17 protein-coding genes are annotated in these 22491 nt (G+C 58.2%); 6 read left to right on the top strand and 11 right to left on the bottom strand.

Going from position 1 to position 22491, the window contains the following annotated elements:
• Nucleotides 1–26: 26 nt before the first annotated feature.
• Genes RBB75_RS16360 through RBB75_RS16350 form a run of 3 tightly spaced genes read right to left on the bottom strand, consistent with a single transcriptional unit; the run spans nucleotide 27 to nucleotide 5028 of the window.
• Nucleotides 27–2810, bottom strand: a complete 2784-nt coding sequence (locus RBB75_RS16360) for a carboxypeptidase regulatory-like domain-containing protein (protein WP_434557139.1) — start codon at nucleotides 2808–2810, stop codon at nucleotides 27–29.
• Between the two features lie 42 nt (nucleotides 2811–2852).
• The gene (locus RBB75_RS16355; protein ID WP_353068682.1) at nucleotides 2853–3278 is read right to left on the bottom strand and encodes a hypothetical protein; all 426 of its coding nucleotides are present in this window, start codon (nucleotides 3276–3278) and stop codon (nucleotides 2853–2855) included.
• 40 nt (nucleotides 3279–3318) lie between these two features.
• Entirely contained in the window at nucleotides 3319–5028 is a 1710-nt protein-coding gene (locus tag RBB75_RS16350; protein ID WP_353068681.1) for a S1 RNA-binding domain-containing protein, read from the bottom strand.
• Nucleotides 5029–5290: 262 nt separating this feature from the next.
• Here RBB75_RS16350 and RBB75_RS16345 point away from each other — a divergent pair, with 262 nt between their 5' ends.
• Nucleotides 5291–5956 carry a hypothetical protein gene (locus RBB75_RS16345; RefSeq protein WP_353068680.1) on the top strand — a complete coding sequence of 222 codons (666 nt, stop codon included), beginning with the start codon at nucleotides 5291–5293 and terminating at the stop codon, nucleotides 5954–5956.
• A gap of 43 nt (nucleotides 5957–5999) precedes the next feature.
• The gene (locus RBB75_RS16340) at nucleotides 6000–6923 is read left to right on the top strand and encodes a M23 family metallopeptidase (protein WP_353068679.1); all 924 of its coding nucleotides are present in this window, start codon (nucleotides 6000–6002) and stop codon (nucleotides 6921–6923) included.
• Between the two features lie 102 nt (nucleotides 6924–7025).
• Here the strand turns inward: RBB75_RS16340 and RBB75_RS16335 are convergent, their stop codons facing one another.
• From RBB75_RS16335 to RBB75_RS16310, 6 genes are all read right to left on the bottom strand, one after another.
• Nucleotides 7026–7793, bottom strand: coding sequence for a hypothetical protein (locus RBB75_RS16335; protein WP_353068678.1), 768 nt, complete (start codon nucleotides 7791–7793; stop codon nucleotides 7026–7028).
• 509 nt (nucleotides 7794–8302) lie between these two features.
• Nucleotides 8303–8932 carry a DUF4126 domain-containing protein gene (locus RBB75_RS16330; RefSeq protein ID WP_179637746.1) on the bottom strand — a complete coding sequence of 210 codons (630 nt, stop codon included), beginning with the start codon at nucleotides 8930–8932 and terminating at the stop codon, nucleotides 8303–8305.
• A 111-nt stretch (nucleotides 8933–9043) separates the two neighbouring features.
• Nucleotides 9044–10186, bottom strand: coding sequence for a dGTP triphosphohydrolase (dgt, locus tag RBB75_RS16325; protein ID WP_179637745.1), 1143 nt, complete (start codon nucleotides 10184–10186; stop codon nucleotides 9044–9046).
• 81 nt (nucleotides 10187–10267) lie between these two features.
• The gene (locus RBB75_RS16320) at nucleotides 10268–12361 is read right to left on the bottom strand and encodes a tetratricopeptide repeat protein (RefSeq protein ID WP_179637744.1); all 2094 of its coding nucleotides are present in this window, start codon (nucleotides 12359–12361) and stop codon (nucleotides 10268–10270) included.
• 155 nt (nucleotides 12362–12516) lie between these two features.
• Entirely contained in the window at nucleotides 12517–14130 is a 1614-nt protein-coding gene (gene purH, locus RBB75_RS16315; RefSeq protein WP_179637743.1) for a bifunctional phosphoribosylaminoimidazolecarboxamide formyltransferase/IMP cyclohydrolase, read from the bottom strand.
• Between the two features lie 39 nt (nucleotides 14131–14169).
• A complete protein-coding gene (locus RBB75_RS16310) occupies nucleotides 14170–15075 on the bottom strand; it encodes a dihydroorotate dehydrogenase (RefSeq protein ID WP_179638842.1) in 906 nt (301 codons plus the stop codon).
• Nucleotides 15076–15235: 160 nt separating this feature from the next.
• Between RBB75_RS16310 and serS the strand changes: the two genes are divergently transcribed.
• Genes serS through RBB75_RS16295 form a run of 3 tightly spaced genes read left to right on the top strand, consistent with a single transcriptional unit; the run spans nucleotide 15236 to nucleotide 17696 of the window.
• Nucleotides 15236–16564 carry a serine--tRNA ligase gene (gene serS, locus RBB75_RS16305; RefSeq protein ID WP_179637742.1) on the top strand — a complete coding sequence of 443 codons (1329 nt, stop codon included), beginning with the start codon at nucleotides 15236–15238 and terminating at the stop codon, nucleotides 16562–16564.
• A 3-nt stretch (nucleotides 16565–16567) separates the two neighbouring features.
• On the top strand, nucleotides 16568–16948 hold the full coding sequence (locus RBB75_RS16300) for a hypothetical protein (RefSeq protein ID WP_179637741.1): 381 nt from the start codon (nucleotides 16568–16570) through the stop codon (nucleotides 16946–16948).
• A gap of 43 nt (nucleotides 16949–16991) precedes the next feature.
• On the top strand, nucleotides 16992–17696 hold the full coding sequence (locus tag RBB75_RS16295) for a LolA family protein (protein WP_179637740.1): 705 nt from the start codon (nucleotides 16992–16994) through the stop codon (nucleotides 17694–17696).
• A 66-nt stretch (nucleotides 17697–17762) separates the two neighbouring features.
• On the opposite strand, the gene RBB75_RS16290 is transcribed toward RBB75_RS16295, so the two are convergent.
• Both RBB75_RS16290 and RBB75_RS16285 read right to left on the bottom strand, forming a co-directional pair.
• A complete protein-coding gene (locus RBB75_RS16290; RefSeq protein WP_353068677.1) occupies nucleotides 17763–18821 on the bottom strand; it encodes an aminopeptidase in 1059 nt (352 codons plus the stop codon).
• Between the two features lie 368 nt (nucleotides 18822–19189).
• A complete protein-coding gene (locus RBB75_RS16285; protein ID WP_353068676.1) occupies nucleotides 19190–21190 on the bottom strand; it encodes a TPR end-of-group domain-containing protein in 2001 nt (666 codons plus the stop codon).
• A 112-nt stretch (nucleotides 21191–21302) separates the two neighbouring features.
• Between RBB75_RS16285 and RBB75_RS16280 the strand changes: the two genes are divergently transcribed.
• Entirely contained in the window at nucleotides 21303–22436 is a 1134-nt protein-coding gene (locus tag RBB75_RS16280; RefSeq protein WP_179637737.1) for a ScyD/ScyE family protein, read from the top strand.
• The last annotated feature ends 55 nt before the right edge of the window (nucleotides 22437–22491 follow it).

The following is a 22491-nucleotide window of genomic DNA, read 5'->3' as shown; positions in this document are numbered from 1 at the left end:
CCATCTTTCTTTGCTCCGCGCTACTGTTAGAAGTGGAACCCAAGCTCCGCCGTCAAGGCACGCGGCGTCACATAGTGCGTCCCGCTGAACGTCGAGAGAAAGTTGTAGAGCGCATACTTGTTCGTGATGTTCACACCCGTCAGACGTAGACTCCACTTGTTCTTATCGCCGTTGAACAGATTATCCTGCCCAATCGAAGCATCGAACAGACTGCGCTCAGCGATACGCGGCGGATGCTTATCGTCATTCTCCGTTCCAGGCGCAGGAATCGACACCAGCTTCGAAGTAAGCTCCGAAGCCAGGCACTGATTGCCCGGAATGCCAACATACGGAGTCGCCTTCACTCCATTGCACGTAAGCCCAGCCTGAAACTGCTGATCCGGCGTCAATCCACTCAGATCGATTCCCGGTTGCCCGTTGATCGTGATTGACGGACCTCCGTTCGCTGGATTACACAGGCTGTTCGGATCGGTCACGTTGTAGCACGGCACAGATCCCGCCGTCAGTCCACTATCGAACCGCCAGTTGAATCCAACCCACGGGCTATGCTTTCCCGGAATCTGATATTGTGCGTGCGTGTTTTCATTGAATCGTTCATCATGGTCGATCCGGAACGGAAACCCGCTGCCGCCCACCGTCGCTCCAGCCCCCGCAACCTGCGGAGGAAAGAACCGGGCTGCTACAGACGACATAACTACAAACGCTGAGAAGTTGTGAATGTTCGGAACGTCGGCCCGCAAAGCAAATCCTGGAATCTTCGAATTATGCCAGTCGATCGGAAAGGTGATCGGAGTATTCCCCAGCACGCTGAAGTCGAAAGCATTGTGGGTGTACTTCCAGATGTAGTCGCCGCTTACGACAAAGTTCTTGCCAAACGCCTGTTGCAGACCTGCATGAAACTCATTCTTAAATCCAGGCTGCAGTGTTCCCGAGACCCCAGGCGTACACGAAAGCAACGGCGAAAGAACCGCATTCTCACAGCCTTGACTGGACAGCACGAGATTTTCATTGAACGGCGACTCCAGCGTCCGTGCATATGAGAGACGCAACACCGTGTTCGTCTGCTTCACGGTATAAGCGATACCAACGCGAGGCTCAGCCTGACGAGCAACCGTCAAGCCGTTATAGAAATCACCACGGATACCAAGATTGAAGAGCCAGTTCCCTGCCTTGATCTGATCCTGGGCATACAGAGCCAACTCCTTCACATCCGTGTGCCCGATAAAGTTGAACTGCCCGCCGCCGCGAGTCAAATCGAATGGCAGCAGCACCGGGTTGAAGGGAGTGGTAGCAGATCCAAGCTGGCCGGCCAGAACGCCATCATTCGGAAACAGCCCCGCGGCCGCACACTGCGATGGATCACTGAACCCGTTCACAGGATTCGCCGCGCCATCGGTGCACGGCGAGTTGAAGGTATTCGAAACCACACCGAGCGTGTCGCTCTCTCGCAAAAACGTCTGCGAGTAATTGGCTCCGACCTTAATATTGTTATTCCCCCTCACATAAGAAATATCGGTGTGCACGCCGGCGTTCGTCAGCGAGCGAGTCTGCGCGATCGTCTGATTCTGCAGATTCGGCGGACCAAGATCAGCCAGAGGATTCCCGCTCGGATAGTAGTCATACTGATCCTTGCGAATATACGGACCAAAATTAAAGACCGAGTTCGCCCCAATCGTTCGCGTATACGTCGGCGCAATATCAAAGGTCCCAATCTTCGAACGTTGATCCGTATTTCCCACATTCGCGAAGACAGGATTCGCTCCCGCTCCTCCGATAATCACGTTCTGCACATTCAGATTGTCGAAGGAGTTCGGCGTCTGAAACCATGAACGGCTGTAGTTCAGGTTCAGGTGAACCGAGTCCACCGCCGAAAGCTGACGGTCGATACGGTCAAACACATTAACCTCATTGCCCTTGTCGTGAAAGACCGTGAACTCTGGAGGATCGAGGAAGCGGCCAGTATTCAGTCCATCCACCTCAACGAAGTTCCCCCACTTCTCCCCGCCATAGCTCAGATCGATCCCGCCAGTCGACGAACCGAAGCTTCCATACGAGGTGGTCACACTCCCGGTTGGCTTCTTCACTCCAAGTCCCGACCGCGTCGTCACCTGGATGACAAGGCTCGTCTTGCCCCCAAACTCCGCCGGCGGCGCGCCCGAGATCACCTCAATCGACTGAATCGAGTTCGAAGGAATCTGGTTCGAAAAAACCTTGCTCTGCTGATCCGTAATCGGCTGGCCATCAATCGAGAAGGAGTTCGAAGCATGGTCACCCAACCCATGAAACAGCCCATTCGAATCAGCAGCGACACCCGGCGACGACAGAGTCACCAGCGAGCTGAGCGAAGAAGACTGGCTCTCGAGCGGCAGCTTGTCGAACAGGCCGCGATCCACATCCGTATGGAACGTCGAATCGCTCTCCACCAGATCGCTCCCCGTCACATTCACAACCGTCGAAGTTGCGCCGATAGTCAGACTGGTCTTCACCACGATTGGCACAAACGACCTGACCTGAACATCCTGAGTCGAAGACGCAAACCCCGTCAACGAAACCACAACGTGATAAGGATTCAGCGGCAGGTTCGTAAACTGATAGTGCCCCGAGCTATCCGTCGTAGTCACGCGGCTATACCCGCTCACCGGATTCTCAATCGACACCGTGGCCCCCGGCACAATAGCACCCGTCGCGTCCGTTACCGTACCAACCACAGTGCCGGCATTTCCAGCAGACTGCGACCAAAAAACCGCACTACTGAAAACAAAGAAAACTACAAATAATGCGAAGATGACGCGTCGTTTCGACGTGTGCATACACAACCCCCTTGAGTTTAAACCTGATCTTTGACGTCGTTTCTAAGCGAGAACGAAGTCAACAGGCGGAGGTCGGGTATAGAGTGCGAACGTGAAAAAAGTCTTCGTCCGCGTCGACGGATCGAAGACCTCTACTGCAGATACGACGGAGGCAACCACCAGCGCAACCGGCGGCTGGGCAACTTCTACCGCAACGTGAGCCGTAACGCAGAGTGCGCAATCCGCATGCGAGATGTCGCCAACCGGGTGGGAGTGAACAGCCTGAATCGTCCCGGTCGCCAGAACCAGCAACACACAAAGCAGCGCGAAGAAGACTCTCCACGAACCCTGCGCATTCGGTTTTGGCCTCAGGCTGAACACAATAAATCTAATATAGCGCAGTATCTCAGCCACAAAAGCGCCGCAGAACCGAGCCTGAATCAACCCAAACCCCTCGGCTGCCCGCAGCACATTGAAAACTAAGGGCAATCCCTAATCTCACTACTGCGAATTTATTCTTGATAATCTTTCAGACCAGCTGAACTTCCACCTTCTTCGCCTCGCGATCCAGCAGCGTAATCCGAAAGCTACGAATCTGCCCCGCGCGAACCGGCTCCGCCTTCGCCTCAGCCGCACTCGGCCCATTCTTCCATCGCGACGCCAGCATCGACCCCAACGACGAAAGATCCACCGCCCCCGGCTTCGCCTCTTCCTTCGCCGCAGCCTCCGCCATCAGCCACGCGCGCACGCGAATCCCTTCACCCAACTCCACCGTCCCCTGCTCGCCCGCAACCTCAATCAACCGCCCCGTCACCACATCCCCTTCGTTGTGCTCAGCGATGTACTCCTCCAACCCCGTCGGCACCAACTGCTTCATACTCAGCCTGATCTGCCTCTTCTCCCTGTCGAAATCGAGCACCTTCGCCTTCACCACCTGCCCCGCTCGCAGCACATCCTGCGGCCGCTCCACCCGCTTCTCCGCGCTGATCTCGCTGACATGAATCATCCCCTCAACACCCTCCGTCAACTGCACAAACGCGCCGAACTTCGTAAAGCTCACCACCGGCCCCTCCACCTGCGAGCCCACCATAAACCTCTCCGCCGCATCCACCCACGGATCGCCCAGCGTCTGCTTCAGCCCCAGCGACATCCTTCGCTCCGGCACACTCACGCCGAGAATCATCACCTCCACCACATCGCCCGGCTTCACCAGGTCACCCGGCTTCCTCACCTTCTTCACCCACGACATCTCCGAGACGTGCACCATCCCCTCAACGCCTGGCTCCAACTCCACAAACGCACCAAAGTCCGTCACCCGCGTCACCGCACCCCGCACCCGCTCTCCCGCAACATACCTCCCCGCCACCGCATCCCAAGGATGCGCCATCAACTGCTTCATCCCCAGCGCGATCCTCTTCCCCGCTGCCTCCACCTTCAATACCTTCGCCTCAATCTGCTGCCCCACCGTCAACACATCCGCTGGCTTCTCCACCCGAGCCCACGCAATGTCGCTGATGTGCAACAACCCATCCACTCCACCGATGTCGACAAACGCGCCATAGTCCGTCAAACTGCGCACCGTCCCCGAAACCACGTCGCCCTCGTTGATCTCCCCAAACCGCCGCTCTTTGGTCGAACGATCTTCCTCCTCCGCCACCGTCCGCCGATCCACAACCAGATCCTCCGCCACATCCAGCTTGATGATCCGGCAGCGAATCTCCTGCCCCACCAGCTTCTCCATCTCCGCCGCATCGCGCGCCCCACTTCGCGACCCCGGCATAAACGCCCTCACCCCAACATCCACCGTCAGGCCGCCCTTCACCACGCCTGTCACCGTCCCCGCAATCACCGTCTTCTCCGCAAACGCCTGCTCCAGCGCGCTCCAGTCCTTCGGCAGCTCCACCCGCATCCGCGACAGCTCGTAGTACCCCTCTTCGTTGCGCCCCTTCACCGAAACCAGCAGCTTGCCGCCCGGCTCCACCGTCTCTCCCGCACTCTCAAACAGAGACAGCGGCAACACACCCTCCGTCTTGTACCCAATATCCACAAACACCGAATCAGCCGACACCGCAACCACCGTTCCCGCTATCTGCTTGCCACCCTCACCCGAGCGGCGCGAGTGCGTCTGTTCATACTCCGACAGAATCGCGTCGAAAGATTCGATAGACTCAACGGCTTCAATAGGTTCAACGGACGGATCGAACTTCGGAGTGCTCTGGGGAGTGTTCTGGTTTGACATGAAAAACTGAGGCCTCATTCCTACTGATTTTGGCTAGAATATCACCGCGCTGGTCCTCGCCTTCGCCAGTCGCAAACCCTCTAAGGAAGTCTGATGAGATTGTCCTCTTGAAAGTTCGAAAAACAGCTTTTGCTTCTAGGTAAGCCAAGGCTTTAGCCTCGGCAATCAGACCCGCCAACGACGCGGGGTTTAGCCCCTTGGGTTTGCTTTCGTAGCATCCGCCTCGCAGGCTTTTACCTATCAGGCATATGATGAGGGAGACATGAGGAATCCCTCTTCGTTTTTCAGCAGACCTCGTACAGTGCTTCTCTTGCTGTCTGCCATCCTCTACCTCTGTTTCACACCGTCCTCCCCTGCCCAGACTGCAGATCCGGCACCCGCCGTGCAGGGTCAAGAGAAGGGTAAAACTTTCTCCTACCGAGGCTACCGTTTCGATATCCAGGAGATCGAGGCTATCCCGGAGAAGCCGGCGCTGTTGGCCGCTATCCAGCAACAGACCGACCTGGTTGAGTCGACCCCGCTGACCGAACCGACCAAGCAGTTTCTTCGCGGCTTCACCGTGCACGTCTCCGTAGGAGAAGGCGAGCACGGCGGTGGAGGCCACTTCGGCCAGAAAGGTGTCTTCGTCTCGCTGCGTCCGCAACAGGATAACCGCCCCATCCTGCTGCACGAGTTCATGCACGCCTTTCAGAATGACCGCCTGCCCAAGGGCCGCCAGAATCCAGATGTTCTGAGGTTCTACGAGCGGGCGAAGACCGCGGACCTCTGGCCTCCTCAGGCCTACATGCTCAAAAATGTCGGTGAGTTCTTCGCCATGACTGCAAGTACCTATCTCTGCGGCCATGCCGACCGTCCTCCGTTCAATCGCGCCAACATCGAACAAAAGCAGCCGCGCTACGCAGAGTGGCTTGCAAGCAACGTCCGCTGAAGCCGTGGCACCGGCACCTGTTTCCGTCAGACACTCTGTCCTCATGCCCTCTCTCACGAACAGAACTCTCCTGCGAGCCTTTCTACTCACCGCAGTAGCTTTCTTCGCAGCGCATCCCGCGCGATGCAGCCTCACACTCGATGACTCCATCCTCATCGCCCCCTCACAACTCAGCAACGGCTCACCCTTCCTCATCACCGTCTCCCTGCCGAACCCGGCCCTCTCCGTCACCGGCAACTGGCAGTCTCACCAGATCTCCTTCTTCCCAAACTCCGATCGCCACACCTGGTACGCACTAGCCGGTGTCGATGTAGAACTCACCCCCGGCAACTACCCACTCACCATCGAGGCAGACCTCAAAGATAAAACCCATCAGACCCTGCACCAGCAACTCACCATCGAGACCGCACCCTACCTGCAGGTTCCCCTCACCGTCCCCGACAAGTTCGTTCAACCCGACCCCAAATCACTCCGCCAGATCGCCGCCGACAAGATCGTCAAAGACAAAGCCTTCGCCACCTCAGCCGCGAAGCCGCTATGGACCGGCAACTTCCTCCCACCCCTCCGCCTCGCGCCCCAGTCCGACTCCTTCGGCAATCAGCGCCTCTTCAACGGCAAGGTCGCCAGCGTCCACCGCGGCCTCGACTATCACGCCAAACTCCACACCCCCGTAGCCGCCATCAACTCCGGCCGCGTCGTTCTCGCACGTCCTCTCTACTTTGAAGGAGGCTGCGTCATCATCGACCATGGCCTCGGCCTCATGAGCGTCTACATGCATCTCTCAAAGATTGAAGTTTCCGCAGGCCGCCGCGTCCGCCGAGGCCAGATCATCGCCCTCAGCGGCGCCTCCGGACGCGCCACCGGCCCCCACCTTCACCTGGGCGTCCGTTGGCAAGGCAGCTATCTCGACCCCGCCAAACTCTACGAAATCCAGTTGCCCACCACTACGCCGCTCAGGGCACGCTAGCAGCTCAATGTCTGAAATGCCGGTAATTCCGCGAGGAACCGGCAGCCTAGCCCGTGAATCGCCCCCGCTATGCGGCCGCGCAGCACCGGGCTGCCTTGCAGGCTACGGGACAAGCTTCAAAGTAATCTCTCGGAGGATTGTCTTTGTCGTTTCTGATCCACACTGCGTGAGCTCACGATCTGTGCAAGTGCGAACTCTAAGTACGACAGGGTTGTGTATCGCCGCTGATACTATCCGGCCATCACGGGTGTCCACAACGAGTCTCACGTCAAAGGTCTCCGTGCCGGTCTCTGCGCTGAATCCTTCACTCTCTCTGGAGACCTGGACGAAGTTGTTCGGCTTAGCCGACGTTGGCGCTTGCATCCACTTCCCAGGTTGCTGAACGTGAAGTTCAGGGGGAGGTACGTGCTGGATAAGCAAAGTCTTAGTATGCCCGGCTGCGTCTGAGGATTCCACGGAAAGGGAAAAATCAACCACGTCTTGGCCGAGTAGGACACGCTGTCCGTCGGCCCAGGAATTGGGAGTGGTGCGCGAAACATAGGCCGTCTGTCCGGGCCGCGCCAGCTTCGCTCTGATGGCTAATAGAAGATCGCTATAGAAGGTCAGGGTATCGGTGATGGGCCCAATCAGGAGCGGTTGAACGTTCGCAAGGTTCGGCACCTTCAGGTATGTAGCGGCGTCATCCAGAGAAATGGTTTGCCGCATCGCCAGGCTTGCAGGTGTGAGCGTCTGCTGCGTATTCGAGGTGAGGTCCGACCAACCGATCTCCTCATAGAAGCGACCGTTTGTATCGCGCTTCACGCTGTCGGCGGCTCGAATGGTGTACTTCCAGCCATCGTTGTCACCCGTCATCAAATAATGGGAAACCATTCCATCTGCGTAGTGGCGCTGAAGGCCTCCAGCGTCTGGCGAAACCTGCTGGGCGGGAACCATAGTTGTTGCTGGAATTGACGCGGCAAAAATCATCAGCAGTACAAAGCTCAACGCGGTGTCCCTCAAACTTTACGAAATGTTATCAAGTGGAAAGGTAGCGCGAAACGCTCTTTCCGTCCTCAATCTCCTGACAAACGCAAGGCGAGCCGCAGGAAAACCTCGCTAGAAAAAGGCAAAATAACCTGTCAAGCCCCTAAACTACCCAAACCATTCATTCGGAAAGACATACGTGTGGCGTACAAGTTAGCCCCGGCGCGCTATACTAGAAATAGAGCAAAGAAAACCCCAGCCAAAAGCTGGGTTTTTCACTTTAAGCCGCATAACCCGTTTGTTTGCACGTATCTGGACGCAACCCTTTTGGAATGACATATTTACAGGTCTATATCAGCCGTAAAACCATGATAATAAGGAATTTACGCGCGGGCAATAGGGGGGGTACCCCCCATCTAGGGCAGCCGCTCAGCCGGACTCCTAACTTCTTCCAGATCAGTACCGAACAGACGCCGTAGTGGTCTTTGGATCGCTCGCAGTAACGCCCTGGCAGCCAGCAGAGCCGCTACCAGCAGGACCACCGCGATCGAAGCAGCAATCAACGGGTGATGCGTCGCAAACCACGTCAGCCCCACCGCCGCTACATCCTCGGTCGAGCTCAACGCGATATTCGATACCGGCTCCGGACTAGGCGTCACCGCAGCCCGCAGAGCCGTCTTCGATCCATGCGCCGCCAGCGCGACCGCAGCTCCAATCGCCGTAGCCAGCACCTGCATCTGCGGAGACAACTGCGAACTCGCGTGATACGCCACCAGCGCAGCGATAGGAATTCGCACCACCGTATGCAACGCGTTCCAGATCATATCGAAAGCAGGAATCTTGTCCGCCACAAACTCGATCGCGAACATAATCCCGCACACCACCAGCACCCAGGTGTGCCCCAGCGAGTCCAGACCAGGAGGCAGCGCCACCCAGTGCGTACGCGCAAGAATCCCAAGCGTCAGCACGGTGGCATAGATATTCAGGCCAGCCGCAAAGCTGGCAGCAATCACAAGCGCCGTAATATTGGCTGGGCTGAAGCTCATTTGGCTGAAAGTGTACAGCCTCGCGAATGCGGCTGTTCACTTTTATTCAGTCATCGACGAGCAATCAGTATCATTTGCCCGACGAGCATTCCGAATCGTTCGCCCGCTACTCTATCGGCGAACAGCCCGTTTGATCTGCGCATACTGCAGCAAGATGAAGCTGTCCGTCATCCCGGCGATGTAATCCGCCACCACGCGAGCCAGACCCTGGTTCTCCACCGACTCGAAGTGGTTCACCGGCAGCTCCTCCGGATCGTTGATCCAGTAGTCGAACAGCGCCGTCACCACCTCTTCCGCCTTGTCGTGCTCATGCTCGAGCTCCGGGCAGGTATAAAGTGCGTCATAGAGATACCGCTTCTCCTGCAGACGCTCCGCCTCCACCTTCGGCGAAAACAGCGCCAGCCGGCTCGGATGTCTCCGCACATCGGCCAGCGACTCAGCACCGATGGCCATCGTGTTCCGCGCCGTATTTTCAATCAGGTCGTCGGTCAGAACGTTCTGCATCAACTGCAGCGCCTCGTTGAACAGAAACTTCTCATCGACCCCGGCATGTTCGCGTTCCACTGTCTTGTAGCAACGCGCAACAATCTCCACATGCTCACAAATATGGCTCACCTCAAGCAGACCGGACTCGACCCCATCGTCAAGATCCGCCGTAAGATAGGCGATCTCGTCGGCGAGATCGATCAGCTGCGCCTCCAGCGGCGGTCGCTGATCCAGCAGCAGGCCGGTCAGATCCGGATGCTTCTCGATACTGTAGTCCCGCGAGTGCTTGATGATCCCCTCGCGAACTCCCAGCGTAAGGTTCAGCCCGCGATGCGCCGCGTAGCGCTGCTCGAAGTGGTCGACGATGCGCAGAGCGTGGATGTTGTGATCAAAGCCGCGTCCATGCCTCTTCAGGCACTGATCCAGCGCCCGCTCCCCGGCGTGCCCAAACGGCGGATGTCCAATGTCATGAACCAGCGCCAGCGTCTCGGCCAGATCCTCCTGCAGACCAAGCGCCGCAGCCGCCGCCCGCGCAATCTGCGCCACCTCGATGGTGTGGGTCAACCGGCTGCGAAAGTGGTCCGAGGCGCGGCTGGTAAAGACCTGCGTCTTCCCCGCCAGGCGCCGGAAGGCGCGGGCCTGCACAATCCGCTCCCGGTCCCGCTGAAACGGAGTCCGGGAAGGCCGAAACGGTGCCGGGTACACACGCGTCAGCAGCAGATCGCCCGGATCGGCGACGACCGCGCAACTGTGAAGATCGATTGCCATAGTCAGCTCTAGTGTAAACGGCAGAGGCTCCTCAAAATTACTCGAGGAGCCTCAAACCCTTACCGCTGTGTGACGATCTTGCTATTTGACCAAGACGTTTCCGACCTTCGCCAGCTTCACCCGCGCGTTCTCAAGCTTGTGCTGAACCTTCGCAACATCCGCAGGATCGGCATCCGCTGACAGCGAACGAGCATACTCGGTCATCGAGCGCTCCCACTGCGCCACCGCCATCTTCAGGTTCCCGGTCTTCTCATAGACCTCGCCAAGATGATCGTGAACCGTGGGATCGGTGTTGATCCGCTCGTTCGCCTTGCGCAGATTTTCTTCTGCCAGAGCATATTGACCGGATTTGTAGTAAGCCCAACCGAGAGAATCCAAGAACGCGCCATTCTGAGGATCGAGCTCAACCGCCTTGCGGATCAGCGTCAGCGCCTCCGGAAGTCGAACGCCGCGATCAGCCAGCATGTAACCAAGATAGTTGAGAACGGTCGCGTTCTGCGGATCAATCGCAAGCGCCTTGCGAAACTCCGCTTCGGCCAGATCGTACTGTTTCTGCCGGTCATAAAGCGCGCCGCGCAGAAACGCCACGTAGAGCCTCTCGTCAGGCTTTGTAGCGAGCGCGTCAGAGCTCGTAAGCTCTGCAGAAGCCTCCTGATAGCGCTTCAGCCGAGTGTAAATCTGCGCCAAAGCCAGATGAGAGTCACGCTCGTCCGGAGTTCCCTTCGTCGCCGCCAACTGCGCATTCGCCAGCGCAATCCCCTGATCGACTGCGCCTGTATCGGCGAGCTGACCAGCATACATCAGCTGAATCCCATGATCGTTCGGCATCAGCTTCGCGATCTCAGCGGCAGTCGCAGTAGCTTCCTTCCACTGATGAGCATCGCGATAGGCATCGATCTGGCCTTGATAGCCACTCTTGACGTAGTCACCGCCAAGCGACGCCATCTGCTTGTAAGCAGCAACTGCATCTGCAGTCTTGTTCTCCTCGCGATAGATGATCGCGAGCCGATCCAGGAAGATCGAGCGATTGGCCTTCTCTCCATCGGTGTACTTTCCATCCGGATGAGCAGAGTCAGCCACCAGCTTGGTCAACACACCAATCGCATCGTCGTAACGACCCAGCGAGTCGTAGATAAGAGCCTCATTGTAAGTAAGCTCCAGCGATTCAGGAGCCAGCGGCTTCGCCTTATCCAGCGTCTTCAGCGCTTCGTCGTAATGCCCTTGTCTCCGCTCAATCTCGGAGATATGGATCTGAGACTGAGCATCTTGCGGCTCAGCCGCAACAATGCCATTCAATACCTTCAGCGCCTCATCCAGTTGACCATCGCCAAGCAAGGCATTGGCAAGACCGCGCTCTGTATCCAGGTTATCGGGCTCAGCATCCAGAGCCCGATGATAAGCAGCGATCGCGTCCCTATTCCTCTTCAGTTGCTCGTAGCTCGCACCTAACGCGAACTCGACGCGCGGCGATCGATCGTCGACCGGAATGGCGCTGAGAACCTCGGCCGCGCGCTTCGGATCTCCCTGTTCGCTGTAGAGCCGCGCCATATTGAGCGCGACCTCCTCCGAATTGGCGTCTATCCCCTGAGCGGCCTTGAACTGAGCCTCTGCCTTCCCCGAGTCGTGATTCAGTCCATACAGCTGGCCCAGTAAAAGATGCGTCTCCACGTCATTCGGCTTCAGTTGTGCAAGCTTTTCGTACTCTGTAATCGCGAGTTGAAGCATCTGTCCGGACTGAGAGCTTTGCATGTCTCCAAGCGAACGCAGATAGACCTTTCCCAGCAAGGTATGGGCTTCAATATCATCAGGGTTCTTGGTCACCTGGTCCTGCGCAGCCGTCACTGCCTCACGAATGCGGCCGATCTTGAAGTAAAGGTCGGCCAGACCATCCTGCAGAAGGCGCGAGTTCGGGTCGGCATCCAAAGCCAGCTTGTATTGCTCCACCGCCTGGGTTGCATAGTCCGACCGCCCCGCGTTCACCGCCATATCTTCGTAAAGCCGCGCCAACCCATAGTGGTAGTACGAAGACGCGCGATCAGGTTGAACCGAAGCTGCTACCAAACCCTTCGCAGCGCCTGGAGCCTGAGCAATCATCGTGTGTGCAACAAAAAAAAGCGCCGCAGCGGGAATCAGCCGGAGATGGCGAAGAGAAGAGGCACGTAAAAGAAGTGTCATGTTGTAGTTTCCTGTGCCGACGGAATGGAAGTCGATGCTATGCTCCTGGACACTGGTTAGACGATGGCGCCTGCGGATTGGATGCAGGTGGCCCAGACCAGCCGTTTGCGCAGCATGGCCGTGATTATATCCGTCATTGGCGCAAATCCGGAAGATTATCCGTGCCGGAAGTGCCTGACGCCTGTAAATGCCATCGCCACGCCCAGCCGGTCCGCAGCCTCGATCACCTCGGCATCCCGCACCGACCCCCCAGGCTGAATCACCGCTGTAGCACCAGCTTGCGCTACAACTTCCAGGCCATCCGCGAAGGGGAAAAATGCGTCGGAGGCTGCAACAATGCCCTTTAGCGGCAGTACGGCTTTCATTGCGCCGAAGCGTGCCGCATCCACCCGGCTCATCTGGCCCGCCCCGATGCCTACCGTCTGGCCATGTCCCCCGCTGAAACGAGCGTAGACGATCGCGTTCGATTTGACGTGTTTGCATACTCCCCAGGCAAAGAGCAGAGCACGCAGCTCCTCCGCAGTGGGCGTTCGTTTGGACACGATCTGGAGCTCCCCCTCGCTGATCCGCAACCGGTCGGCATCCTGCACCAGCATCCCACCTGAAACCTGCTTCAAGACGCGTGGAATATCGACAGGCGAAATCTCGAGGAGCCTGAGATTCTTTTTCGTCCCAAAACGTTCCAGCGCCTCACTGGTGAACGAGGGCGCGACGATAGCCTCGACGAATAGCTTCGCAATCTCCTCAGCCGCTGCGGCATCCACCTCGCGGTTGATCCCAATCACTCCGCCAAAGGCCGACACCGGATCGGCCTCGAGTGCTCGCCGATAGGCCTCGGCGACCGTGGCTCCGGTCGAAGCACCACAAGGGTTGGTGTGTTTGATGATGACCACAGCCGGCTCATCGAACTCGCTTACCAACTCCCAGCAGGCGTCCAGATCCACAATGTTGTTGTAGCTGAGTTCCTTCCCCTGAAGCTGCCTGGCGTTCGCCACACCCTTTTCGCTGCCGTCTGTATAGAGCGCAGCCTTCTGGTGCGGATTCTCTCCATAGCGAAGCGATTTGAGAAGCGGATCATTGACCCGAACAGTTGAAGGCAACTGCTCCTGCAAAAAAATAGCCTTCCCGCTCGGAGTTTCGATGTTCTCCAGCGCCGTCGCTATACCTGCATCGTATGCTGCGGTGACCGCAAAGGCCGTCTTGGCGAGCCTCCAGCGTGTCGCGTGACTCAGACCGCCCGAGTTCGCCGCCATCTCATCCGCCAATCGAGAGTAGTCCGCAACAGAGGTCACAATCGCGACGTCCGCAAAGTTTTTCGCCGCCGACCGAACCATCGAAGGTCCACCGATATCGATATTTTCGATCACGTCCGCGAAAGCAACACCCGGACGATTCGCCGTGTTCCCGAATGCGTACAAGTTCACCACCACCATATCGATCGGTTCTATCTGGTGCTCAGCAACCGAAGCCATATGTTCCGCGTTATCACGAATATGCAGGATTCCGCCATGCACCTTCGGGTGAAGAGTCTTCACACGGCCATCGAGCATCTCGGGAAATCCGGTCAGGTCGCTAATATCGCGCACAGGGAGACCGGCCTCTCGCAGCGCGCGGGCGGTCCCCCCTGTTGAAACTAGGTCCACGCCGAACGATGCAAGAACTCGAGCAAAATCAACAAGTCCTGTCTTGTCGGTTACAGAGAGTAGAGCGCGGCGGATCTGCCGAAGATCGGTCGGAGCAGTTGAGGAGGCAACGTCGTGTTCAATCATCACCTGACTATTCTAAAGCCAGCAAGCGACAACACTTCGTCACAACAGAGCCGAACCAGTCAGCGAGCTTACGTGCGGAACCTGGTGCGTGACACACCAGCGCTTCAACCCATTCGCAACATTCTCGACGGCGCGCGGATCGGCGTAGCTTGCCGTCCCAACCTGCACGGCAGTCGCCCCCGCCATCATGAACTCCACCGCGTCCTCGGCCCGAACAACCCCTCCCATGCCAACGATAGGGATCGTCACATTCCTCGAAACCTCATGCACCATCCGCACTGCAATGGGCTTGATCGCGGGGCCGGAGAGTCCTCCGGTAATGTTGGCGATACGAGGCCGGCGCGTCTCCACATCAATCGCCAAAGAGACGAAGGTGTTGACCAGTGAGACCGCGTCAGCGCCACCGTCCGCTGCAACGCGCGCCATCAATCCAATATCAGTAACATTAGGTGAAAGCTTAACCATCAGAGGCCTGCGAGCCGCCGCCTTGCATCGGGCCACCAACTCCCAAAGCTGCGGCGGATCGGTCCCGAAGACCATTCCCCCATGGCTGGTATTGGGGCAACTCGCATTCAGCTCATACATCGCTACACCGGGGGCATCGTTCAAAGCTTGAATCACCTCGACGCAATCCTCAATGGTGAACCCGAAGACGTTCGCGATAATGACCGTGCCAGTGATCTTCCTCAGTTTGGGAAGTTTTTCGGCGATAAAAGCGCGAACCCCCATGTTCTGCAGCCCAATCGCATTCATCATCCCGGCGGCGGTCTCTATGATTCTCGGAGCCGGGTTGCCAGCCATCGGCTCGCGCGAGAGCCCTTTCGTGACGAACCCTCCGATGCGATCCAGAGAAACAATATCTTCAAACTCGATCCCATAACCGAACGTTCCGCTTGCCGCAATCACCGGCGAGCTAAACTCAACACCGGCGACGGTCACCCGCATGTCCGGACCTTTGGCTCGTGCAGTCGCGCTCACTGTCCCGATTCCATTCCCATACCTAACTAGTGTAGCGGTAACTTATTGCTCGCCATCGATCCAAAGAAATGGAGGTATCGGTGATATCGCAAGTTTGCATGGCGGGAAGACGCTAAAATGTGAGGTGATGATTGACCTTGCATTTGTGCGGGCTAATTTGGCCCTAGTAGAAGAAAAGTTGCGTAACCGGGAGATAGATCCCGCAATTGCACTCCGTAACTTTGTTGAAATCGACCGCGAGCGCCGCGAGGCTATCACTCGAGTGGAGACGCTGAAGGCCCAGCGAAACAAGCTAACGGAAGAGATTGCGAAGCTCAGACGTGAAGGCGCAGATACGACCGCACAGACCGAACAGACTCGCACCCTGAAGTCTGAAGCGGAGTCGCTCGAGTCCGCCGCAGCGGCCTCCGACGAGCGTTTGAAAGAGATACTGCAGGCCCTACCCAACTTATCCCAGGATGGCGTTCCCATTGGGCGATCCGCCGACGACAACCGACAAGAGAAGGTCTGGGGCGAGAAAACAACCTTCGATTTTATGGCGAAACCTCACTGGGATCTAGGCGAAACGCTAGGCATTCTCGACTTTGGCCGCGCTGCCAAAATCTCAGGCTCCCGTTTTGTTGTCCAATTCGGCCAGGGAGCCCGGCTTGAACGCGCCCTCGCCAACTTTATGATCGACCTTCATACAGGCGAGCACGGCTATACAGAAGTCCTGCCACCGTACATGGTCAACTCTAAGTCGCTCTTTGGCACGGGCCAACTGCCCAAGTTTGACGAAGATCTCTTCCATTGCGACGACAAAGGTACCTACCAGCCCGGGGTTTACCAGGAGAACGATCATTGGCTCATTCCCACCGCTGAGGTCCCGGTCACGAACCTATTTCGCGAAGAGACGCTCGACGAATCGCAGCTTCCAATATCTTTCTGCGCCTATACCCCTTGTTTCCGCTCCGAAGCAGGCTCCTACGGCAAAGATGTTCGTGGCATGATCCGCCAGCATCAGTTCCAGAAGGTCGAGTTGGTGAAGTTCGTACGTCCAGAAGACTCCAACTCCGAGCACGAACGACTCACACGCCATGCTGAGACAGTGCTTGAGCGCCTCGGCCTCCCTTACCGGCGAATGCTGCTCTGCACAGGCGATATGGGCTTTTCTGCTGCTAAGACCTATGACCTCGAGGTGTGGTTGCCCGGCCAGCAACTCTATCGCGAGATATCCTCGTGCTCGAACTTCGAGACCTTCCAAGCCCGCAGGGCGAATATTCGCTACCGCCCGGCCAAAGCAAAGAAGAGCGAGTTCCTTCATACCCTCAACGGCAGCGGACTCGCTGTAGGACGCACCTACCTTGCGATTCTGGAGAACTATCAGCAATCGGACGGCACCGTAAGAGTCCCGGACGTGTTGATACCCTATATGAACGGCGATACGGTGATCGGCAAGCAGCAAGGCTGGAGCTAAGACATGTTCAAACTGATTCGTAACTACATCTTCTGGGCCTACGAACGGGGTAGCTTTCACTATGACGTCATGGTGACTGCCATTCTCGTCTTCATGTTTGTCTCACCCCACTTGATCGACTTCAAAGACAAACCTGTTGAGACCGTCGCTCTCCACGCCAGCGAGGTGCTGGTGCGGGAAGCTGGAACCGCCGGCGGGAGCAGCCGCTTTATCTATCAGGTTCGAGCTGAGGATATGGGCGGCGCCAGTACGGACGCCGAGCGCCAGGCCGCCATTTTACGGTTGATCGAACCGATCTCAGGCGAGGTGTCGATCCAGCGGTACGAACCCGTTCGCGACGTACAGGGCAAGATCATCGCCTACAACGCGTGGGTTCTCCGTTAGCTTCTGGCGCAGAAAGCATCCAACTTTCGGGAGTACCTGACTTATGACCACATTTCGTCGTACTGTTGCATCACTTATCCTGTCATCCGTTGTTTCCGTCATCGCTCCAGCTTCTGCGGTTGCGCAGCCGAAGCCTGGACATCTGGATGAAGTTCTTCGGCAGATGGATGCGGCGAGCTTGAGGTTTCAGTCGGCCGAAGCCACTTTTCAGTGGGACCTTTACGAGAAGGTTGTGCAGCAGACGACGACACAGAAGGGCACCATTTATTTCAAGAAAGACGGGGCTAAGACCGTGATGGGGGCGAAGGTCACCTCTCCCTCCATCAAGATTCTGGAGTATCGGAACGGAGTTTTGACTCTGTTTGACCCTGGCACGGATCATGAGACGGTCATCACTCCTAAGGGCAACCAGGCTCAGATGGAGAGCTTTCTGACGCTTGGGTTTGGCGGTAGCGGCAGAGAGATGGCCAAGGCTTGGACGATCTCGGATCTGGGTGATGAAGTGGTGAGTGGGGTGCAAACGGCGAAGCTGGATCTTGTGCCAAAGGACCCCGCTGTCCGCAACAACTGCACGCATATGACGATCTGGGTAGACCCTGTCCGTGGCATTACTGTGAAACAGAGCTTCTACATGCCGTCGGAGGACTATCGAACGGCTGTCTACTCCGACATCAAGTACAACCAGAGCGTCGATACCAAGCCTTATCAGATCAAGACGGACAGCAAGACAACAACTGATTCCCATTGAGCTGTTACTGAAGCTTTCGTCCGAGGGATCAGGCTTGTCGGTCGGTTGGGCTATGTTCTGTCTAGCTTAGGCGTCGAGTAAAAACTGGCCGTCGCGCATGATCTGCTCTTCACCCTGGGCGTCGCCTAGCCAGATGCTGAATTCGAGGCCGACTACGTCGATGTGCGTGGAAGACTTCCAGGGCGCTCCGGTGTGGGCGCCGTAGGGGTCTCCGAAGGCGATGTGGATGCCGGGGAACTTTTCATCCTGAAGGATGTTGCCGATGACGCGGTCGACTCCGATGTTGGTGCCGATGGCGAACTCCCCTACGCGGTCGGAGTTTTCGTCGGTGTGGGTGTATGCCCAGAAATCGCGCTCGAGGGCTTTGTTTTCGCTTGAAACGCGGGTGATGCGGTTGCCTTCGATGTTGATGGTGAGGGGATGGGCGCGGAGGATGCCGTAGCGGGCGCAGAGGAAGTCGCCTACGACGCCATCGACGACGAAGACGCCATTGACTTCGCCGGGCGCGGTGAAGCACTCGCCACCGGGGAGGTTGCCCCACTTCTCGGTGCTGATGATGCCGGAGGTCTTAAACCAGCGATAGTCGGGGTTGAGCTGGGCGTGGATGTCGGTGCCGGCCGGGGTGGTGGCGCGAACGTAGGTGGCGGCGCGGACCTTGTCGAGGACTGCCTGCGAGAGGCGGTCGATAGCGAGGAAGTCGGCGCGCATCCCCTGGGTCATGATCTCGGGGGTGATATTGACCATGTGGGCATGGCGCATGCGGCGGCGATTGACGACGTCGGTCATCTGCATGCGGCTATGAAGCTCGTTGGGCTGGACTTCGACGGCGAAGATGCTGACCTGCGAGGACTCCATGTCTTCGAGGATGGCTGAGGGGAGATCGATGAGAGGACGTGGGGCGAGGGCTTCGAGGACGAAGGCGTTCCAGGTGCAGCCGATCTGGTCCAGCTCCGCGACGAGCGAGGCGGCGATGGTGAGGCAGCGCTCATCCGTGATAAGAGTGACCTTCTCGTTGGGCTGGATGCGGAGGCAGGTGGTGGCGGCGTTGCGAGCACCTGGGGTGAACTCAGGGGGGAAGGCGGTGGTGCGGAGGTCTGGTGCTGCCTGCGTTGCTTGATCAACCATGGGTTGGGCCTTCCGAATAAAACTTCTTTCTAAGATAGCTTGTTGTTACTGCTGAGTTACAGGAGAAAAAGGAGTTTAAAGGGGTACCTCCCCCCTCCCCCCGGGGGGTATCTTGGGCGTAAAGTCTTTTAATTCTTTGGCTTAGAGACGACCTGCACCTGCAAAATATTGCAGCCAAAGGAGTTACGCGCAAAATATTTATTATCAACGAGATAGCAATATCACCCCTTGTGCTTGTCTCTCTTTGTGTCCGCCTGTATCAAGTATAGCTATTTGAGGTTATCTAATGTGCCACGCGAATCTCCTTATCTGGCGCGGGGATTTGCGTTTAAGGGGCTTGACAGGATTCTTGGAGCGCCGAACGAACCTCAATCGGCTTTACTGTCGAGCATACGCAAGATCAGCTTTTGAAACCGGGGGTCCGACCGCAGCGGCTCCCACTTCGGCTCCGACAGGAGCGAGATCATGAAGGTCGAGCGCGCCTCGAACGCTTTATCCAGCCAGGCGAAGGCTTCCTCGCGGTCGTTCATCGACGCATAGATGATCGCCACAAAGTATGGGTCGATAAAACTATGCTTGCCTCGCTCTGCCAGCTCCTGCACGACTGCCAGCGCATCGTGCCGTCTGCCGGAGCTTCCCAGGGCATAGCCCCGTTCGGCCGTCAGCAACGGCGGTTCGAACCCATTCTTTTGCTTGAATGTCGTCAATACAGTGATTGCCTCGGCGTAGTTATGCTGTGCCACCAGCGTCTTGCCGATTCCCCAGTAGGGCACGGGCGAGCGAGGGTCCGCAGCAAGCGCCTGCCGGTAGTGCCGCAGCGCGGCGCTGTAGTCGCCCCGGTAGTAGTTGACGCAACCCAGCTCCGCGATCAGCGATGCCGAACCTGGATCGTAGGTCAACATGCGGGATAACAGCTCTTCGGCCGCCCGGGGCTTTCCTGCGCCCTCGATCAGGTGCGCGGTGCAGGAGAGCGTGCTCATCGCGGCCTCCTCGGCTCCTGCCGCGGTCATCTCCGCCTCTGCCGCTGCGGGCTTCCAGTCATACACCAGGTGAATGAGGCCAAGGCTTCCGTGAGCCTCTCCCAGCGAGGGATTGATCTTCAGCGCTCGCTCCGCGTAGAGCCGCGCCTGCGGAATATGGTCCCGAGGAGCCTCAAAGTAGAGCCCCAGCAACAGATGTTCGCCTGCTATCGCGGACCACGCGAGGTCGAACTGCGGGTCCAGCGATACGGCGCGCTCAAAGTGCGACAGTGCCTGGTGCAGGTCCCCCGGCTCTCCGCTGCGTGCCAGAGAGTCCCCCTCTAGAAATTCCTGGTAGGCCTGCGGGCTTGCGGTGACGCTTCGCAGACTGCGCCCTGGGTCCAACGCTGAGCTTTCCAGATGCAGCTTTCCGATCAGGTCGCGCTGGAGCTCCGCCTGCGCCGAGCGCAGGTCTTGATCTTCGACGATGTACTCGCGGTCGAGCAGCACTGTTCCATCGGCTAGATCGCTCAGCTCCGCGACGAGCGAGAGGTGGTCCGTGGTGCGCCGCAGTTCGCCCGTCATGACGGCTCCGACCTTGAGCGCCCTGCCTGCTTCGAGCGCCTTACCCGCTTCCAGAGGGTTCGCGGTTGGCTGTCGGTAACGAAAGGCCGCGGTGCGGGCGATCATCTTCAGCGAAGGAATCTGCGAGAGCTGCCGGATGAGGTCGTCGGTAAGGCCATCGCAGAGGTAGTCCAGTTTTGGGTCTCCAGTGCGGTTGACGATCGGCAAGATGGCGAGCGACAAGGTTGCCGGCTTGATCGCGCCCTGCTGCTTGCGTCCGCGAGAGGCACGTACGCCCAGGGCTACCCCGGCCAGCACCAGGAGGAGTCCACAGGCGGCGATCCAGAGCCTTCGCCGGGGCCCGACTTCCCTGGCGGCCGTAATCGCTTCAGGCGTCGGCGCGCGAGGATCTTCCTGACCTTGGTTCGCTGAGACGGACTGGCTGGCAGCAGCGGGTTGCCCGGGTAGCGCCGGACTGGCCGTCTGCCGAGTACGCAGGACCGCTGTGTAGCCGCCCTTTGGCACCTCGATGATGAGGGTCTCGTCTCGACCCTCGTCGTCGTAGTATTCGCGGAGCCTGGCTCGGAGACGGCTGGCCTCCACTCGCACGGTGGCATCGATCGAGGGGTCGTAGCTTGCATCGCGATCGAAGACATCCATCGCGATGGTGAACTCCTTGACCGTGACGGGCGGCTGCGAGAGGGCGGCGTCCATCAAGTAGCGCAAGAATCGCCGGCTCCGCTCCGCCCTGGTGAATACGCGTGAGGATAAAACGCGCTCCAAGGCCAGCTTGACTTCCGTATGGTCGACCGTCGCGTTGAACGCCAGCATCCAGAACCCCTGCAACCACCACAATCCATTGCGCGAGCACGTAAGTTACGAGAAGGAACTTCAGTGTAGCGCGGTTCTCGGAGCAGAGTCGACAAAGTTCGCGGCCAACGCCGTCAAGGAGATTCCATTGAAACACTCTGTTCTAATCCAGACCCACTTCGTTGCTGCCTTCGCGGCGGTCGCTCTCCTCTCTCCCGCAGTCCAGGCCCAGCTTCCGGTCGATGCCTCCAAGGCGACAGCCTGGGTGTCCGGTCTTGAAGGGCCGCGTGGTCTCGCCTTCGGTCCTGACGGCGAGCTCTACATTGCCGAGGCGGGCACCGGCGGTTCCAACTCGACTGTCGGTGTCTGCGCGCAGCCCGCTGCCCCCATCGGTCCTTACAAAGGTGGAACCACGGCCCGTATCTCCAAGGTCGATTCGCATGGGACTCGCTCGACGCTGGCGACCGGACTTCCTTCCGCACTCGACGGCACCGGTGCGGTAGAGGGTGTCGCCGATGTCGCCTTCCTCGACGGCAAACTGTATGCTGTGCTCGCGGGCGGCGGCTGCGCCCATGCCAATCCGGACCTGCCCAATGGCATCGTCAAGGTGGACTATCGAAGCGGCAAATGGAGTTATGTAACCGACCTCACGGCCTTCTATCAGGAGCATCCGGCGGCTTACGTTGCCAGCGACTTCGACACCGCAGGCGTGCCTTATGCCATGATCGCGCATAACGACAAGCTCTTTGTCGTCGAGGCCAACCACGGCGTGATCACGGCCACGACACCGGAGGGCGCTACCCATCAGGTACTCGACACCTCCCTGGCCTACGGACACGTTGTGCCCACCTCGATTGCCAGCAACGGCTTCAACCTTTATGTCGGCAGCCTCGGCGTCTTTCCCATCTCACCTACCGCTGCAAGCATCGTTACGCTCTCCAAGGAGCTGTTCTTCATCGACACGACGCCCGGCCTGGAGACCAAGCCGTCAGAGCTTGGCAAGTTCCGCATCGCGAACTCGCGCGCAGGCTTCACGACCATTGTCAGCCTGAAGTTCGGCCATGATGGGCTGCTCTACGCGCTTGAACTGTCCGATGCGCCAGGAGGTCCCGCTCCCGGCAACGGCAAGGTCGTTAGACTGGATGCCGACGGCAAGATCGTCGACGTGGTCACCGGCCTCAACGTACCTACCGGCATGGCGTTCGGTCCCGATCACGACCTGTACATCTCCAACTGGGGGGCAGGGGGCCCGGGTGCGATTCTCCGCATTAGAATTCCATAGGCGACGTTCAGAAGATTGCGTGCAGGCCCGGTGTCCGGAGTGATCGGACTCCGGG

The organism is Tunturibacter empetritectus, assembly GCF_040358985.1.
GTDB lineage: Bacteria > Acidobacteriota > Terriglobia > Terriglobales > Acidobacteriaceae > Edaphobacter > Edaphobacter empetritectus.
This window is presented reverse-complemented; position numbering and strand designations above follow the sequence as displayed.

Coding starts and splice junctions, on each gene's coding strand:
- RBB75_RS16360 (WP_434557139.1), bottom strand. CDS start 2,810: ATGCACACGTCGAAACGACGCGTCATCTTCGCATTATTTGTAGTTTTC.
- RBB75_RS16350 (WP_353068681.1), bottom strand. CDS start 5,028: ATGTCAAACCAGAACACTCCCCAGAGCACTCCGAAGTTCGATCCGTCC.
- RBB75_RS16345 (WP_353068680.1), top strand. CDS start 5,291: ATGAGGAATCCCTCTTCGTTTTTCAGCAGACCTCGTACAGTGCTTCTC.
- RBB75_RS16340 (WP_353068679.1), top strand. CDS start 6,000: ATGCCCTCTCTCACGAACAGAACTCTCCTGCGAGCCTTTCTACTCACC.
- RBB75_RS16335 (WP_353068678.1), bottom strand. CDS start 7,793: ATGGTTTCCCATTATTTGATGACGGGTGACAACGATGGCTGGAAGTAC.
- RBB75_RS16330 (WP_179637746.1), bottom strand. CDS start 8,932: ATGAGCTTCAGCCCAGCCAATATTACGGCGCTTGTGATTGCTGCCAGC.
- dgt (WP_179637745.1), bottom strand. CDS start 10,186: ATGGCAATCGATCTTCACAGTTGCGCGGTCGTCGCCGATCCGGGCGAT.
- RBB75_RS16320 (WP_179637744.1), bottom strand. CDS start 12,361: ATGACACTTCTTTTACGTGCCTCTTCTCTTCGCCATCTCCGGCTGATT.
- purH (WP_179637743.1), bottom strand. CDS start 14,130: ATGATTGAACACGACGTTGCCTCCTCAACTGCTCCGACCGATCTTCGG.
- RBB75_RS16310 (WP_179638842.1), bottom strand. CDS start 15,075: ATGCGGGTGACCGTCGCCGGTGTTGAGTTTAGCTCGCCGGTGATTGCG.
- serS (WP_179637742.1), top strand. CDS start 15,236: ATGATTGACCTTGCATTTGTGCGGGCTAATTTGGCCCTAGTAGAAGAA.
- RBB75_RS16300 (WP_179637741.1), top strand. CDS start 16,568: ATGTTCAAACTGATTCGTAACTACATCTTCTGGGCCTACGAACGGGGT.
- RBB75_RS16295 (WP_179637740.1), top strand. CDS start 16,992: ATGACCACATTTCGTCGTACTGTTGCATCACTTATCCTGTCATCCGTT.
- RBB75_RS16290 (WP_353068677.1), bottom strand. CDS start 18,821: ATGGTTGATCAAGCAACGCAGGCAGCACCAGACCTCCGCACCACCGCC.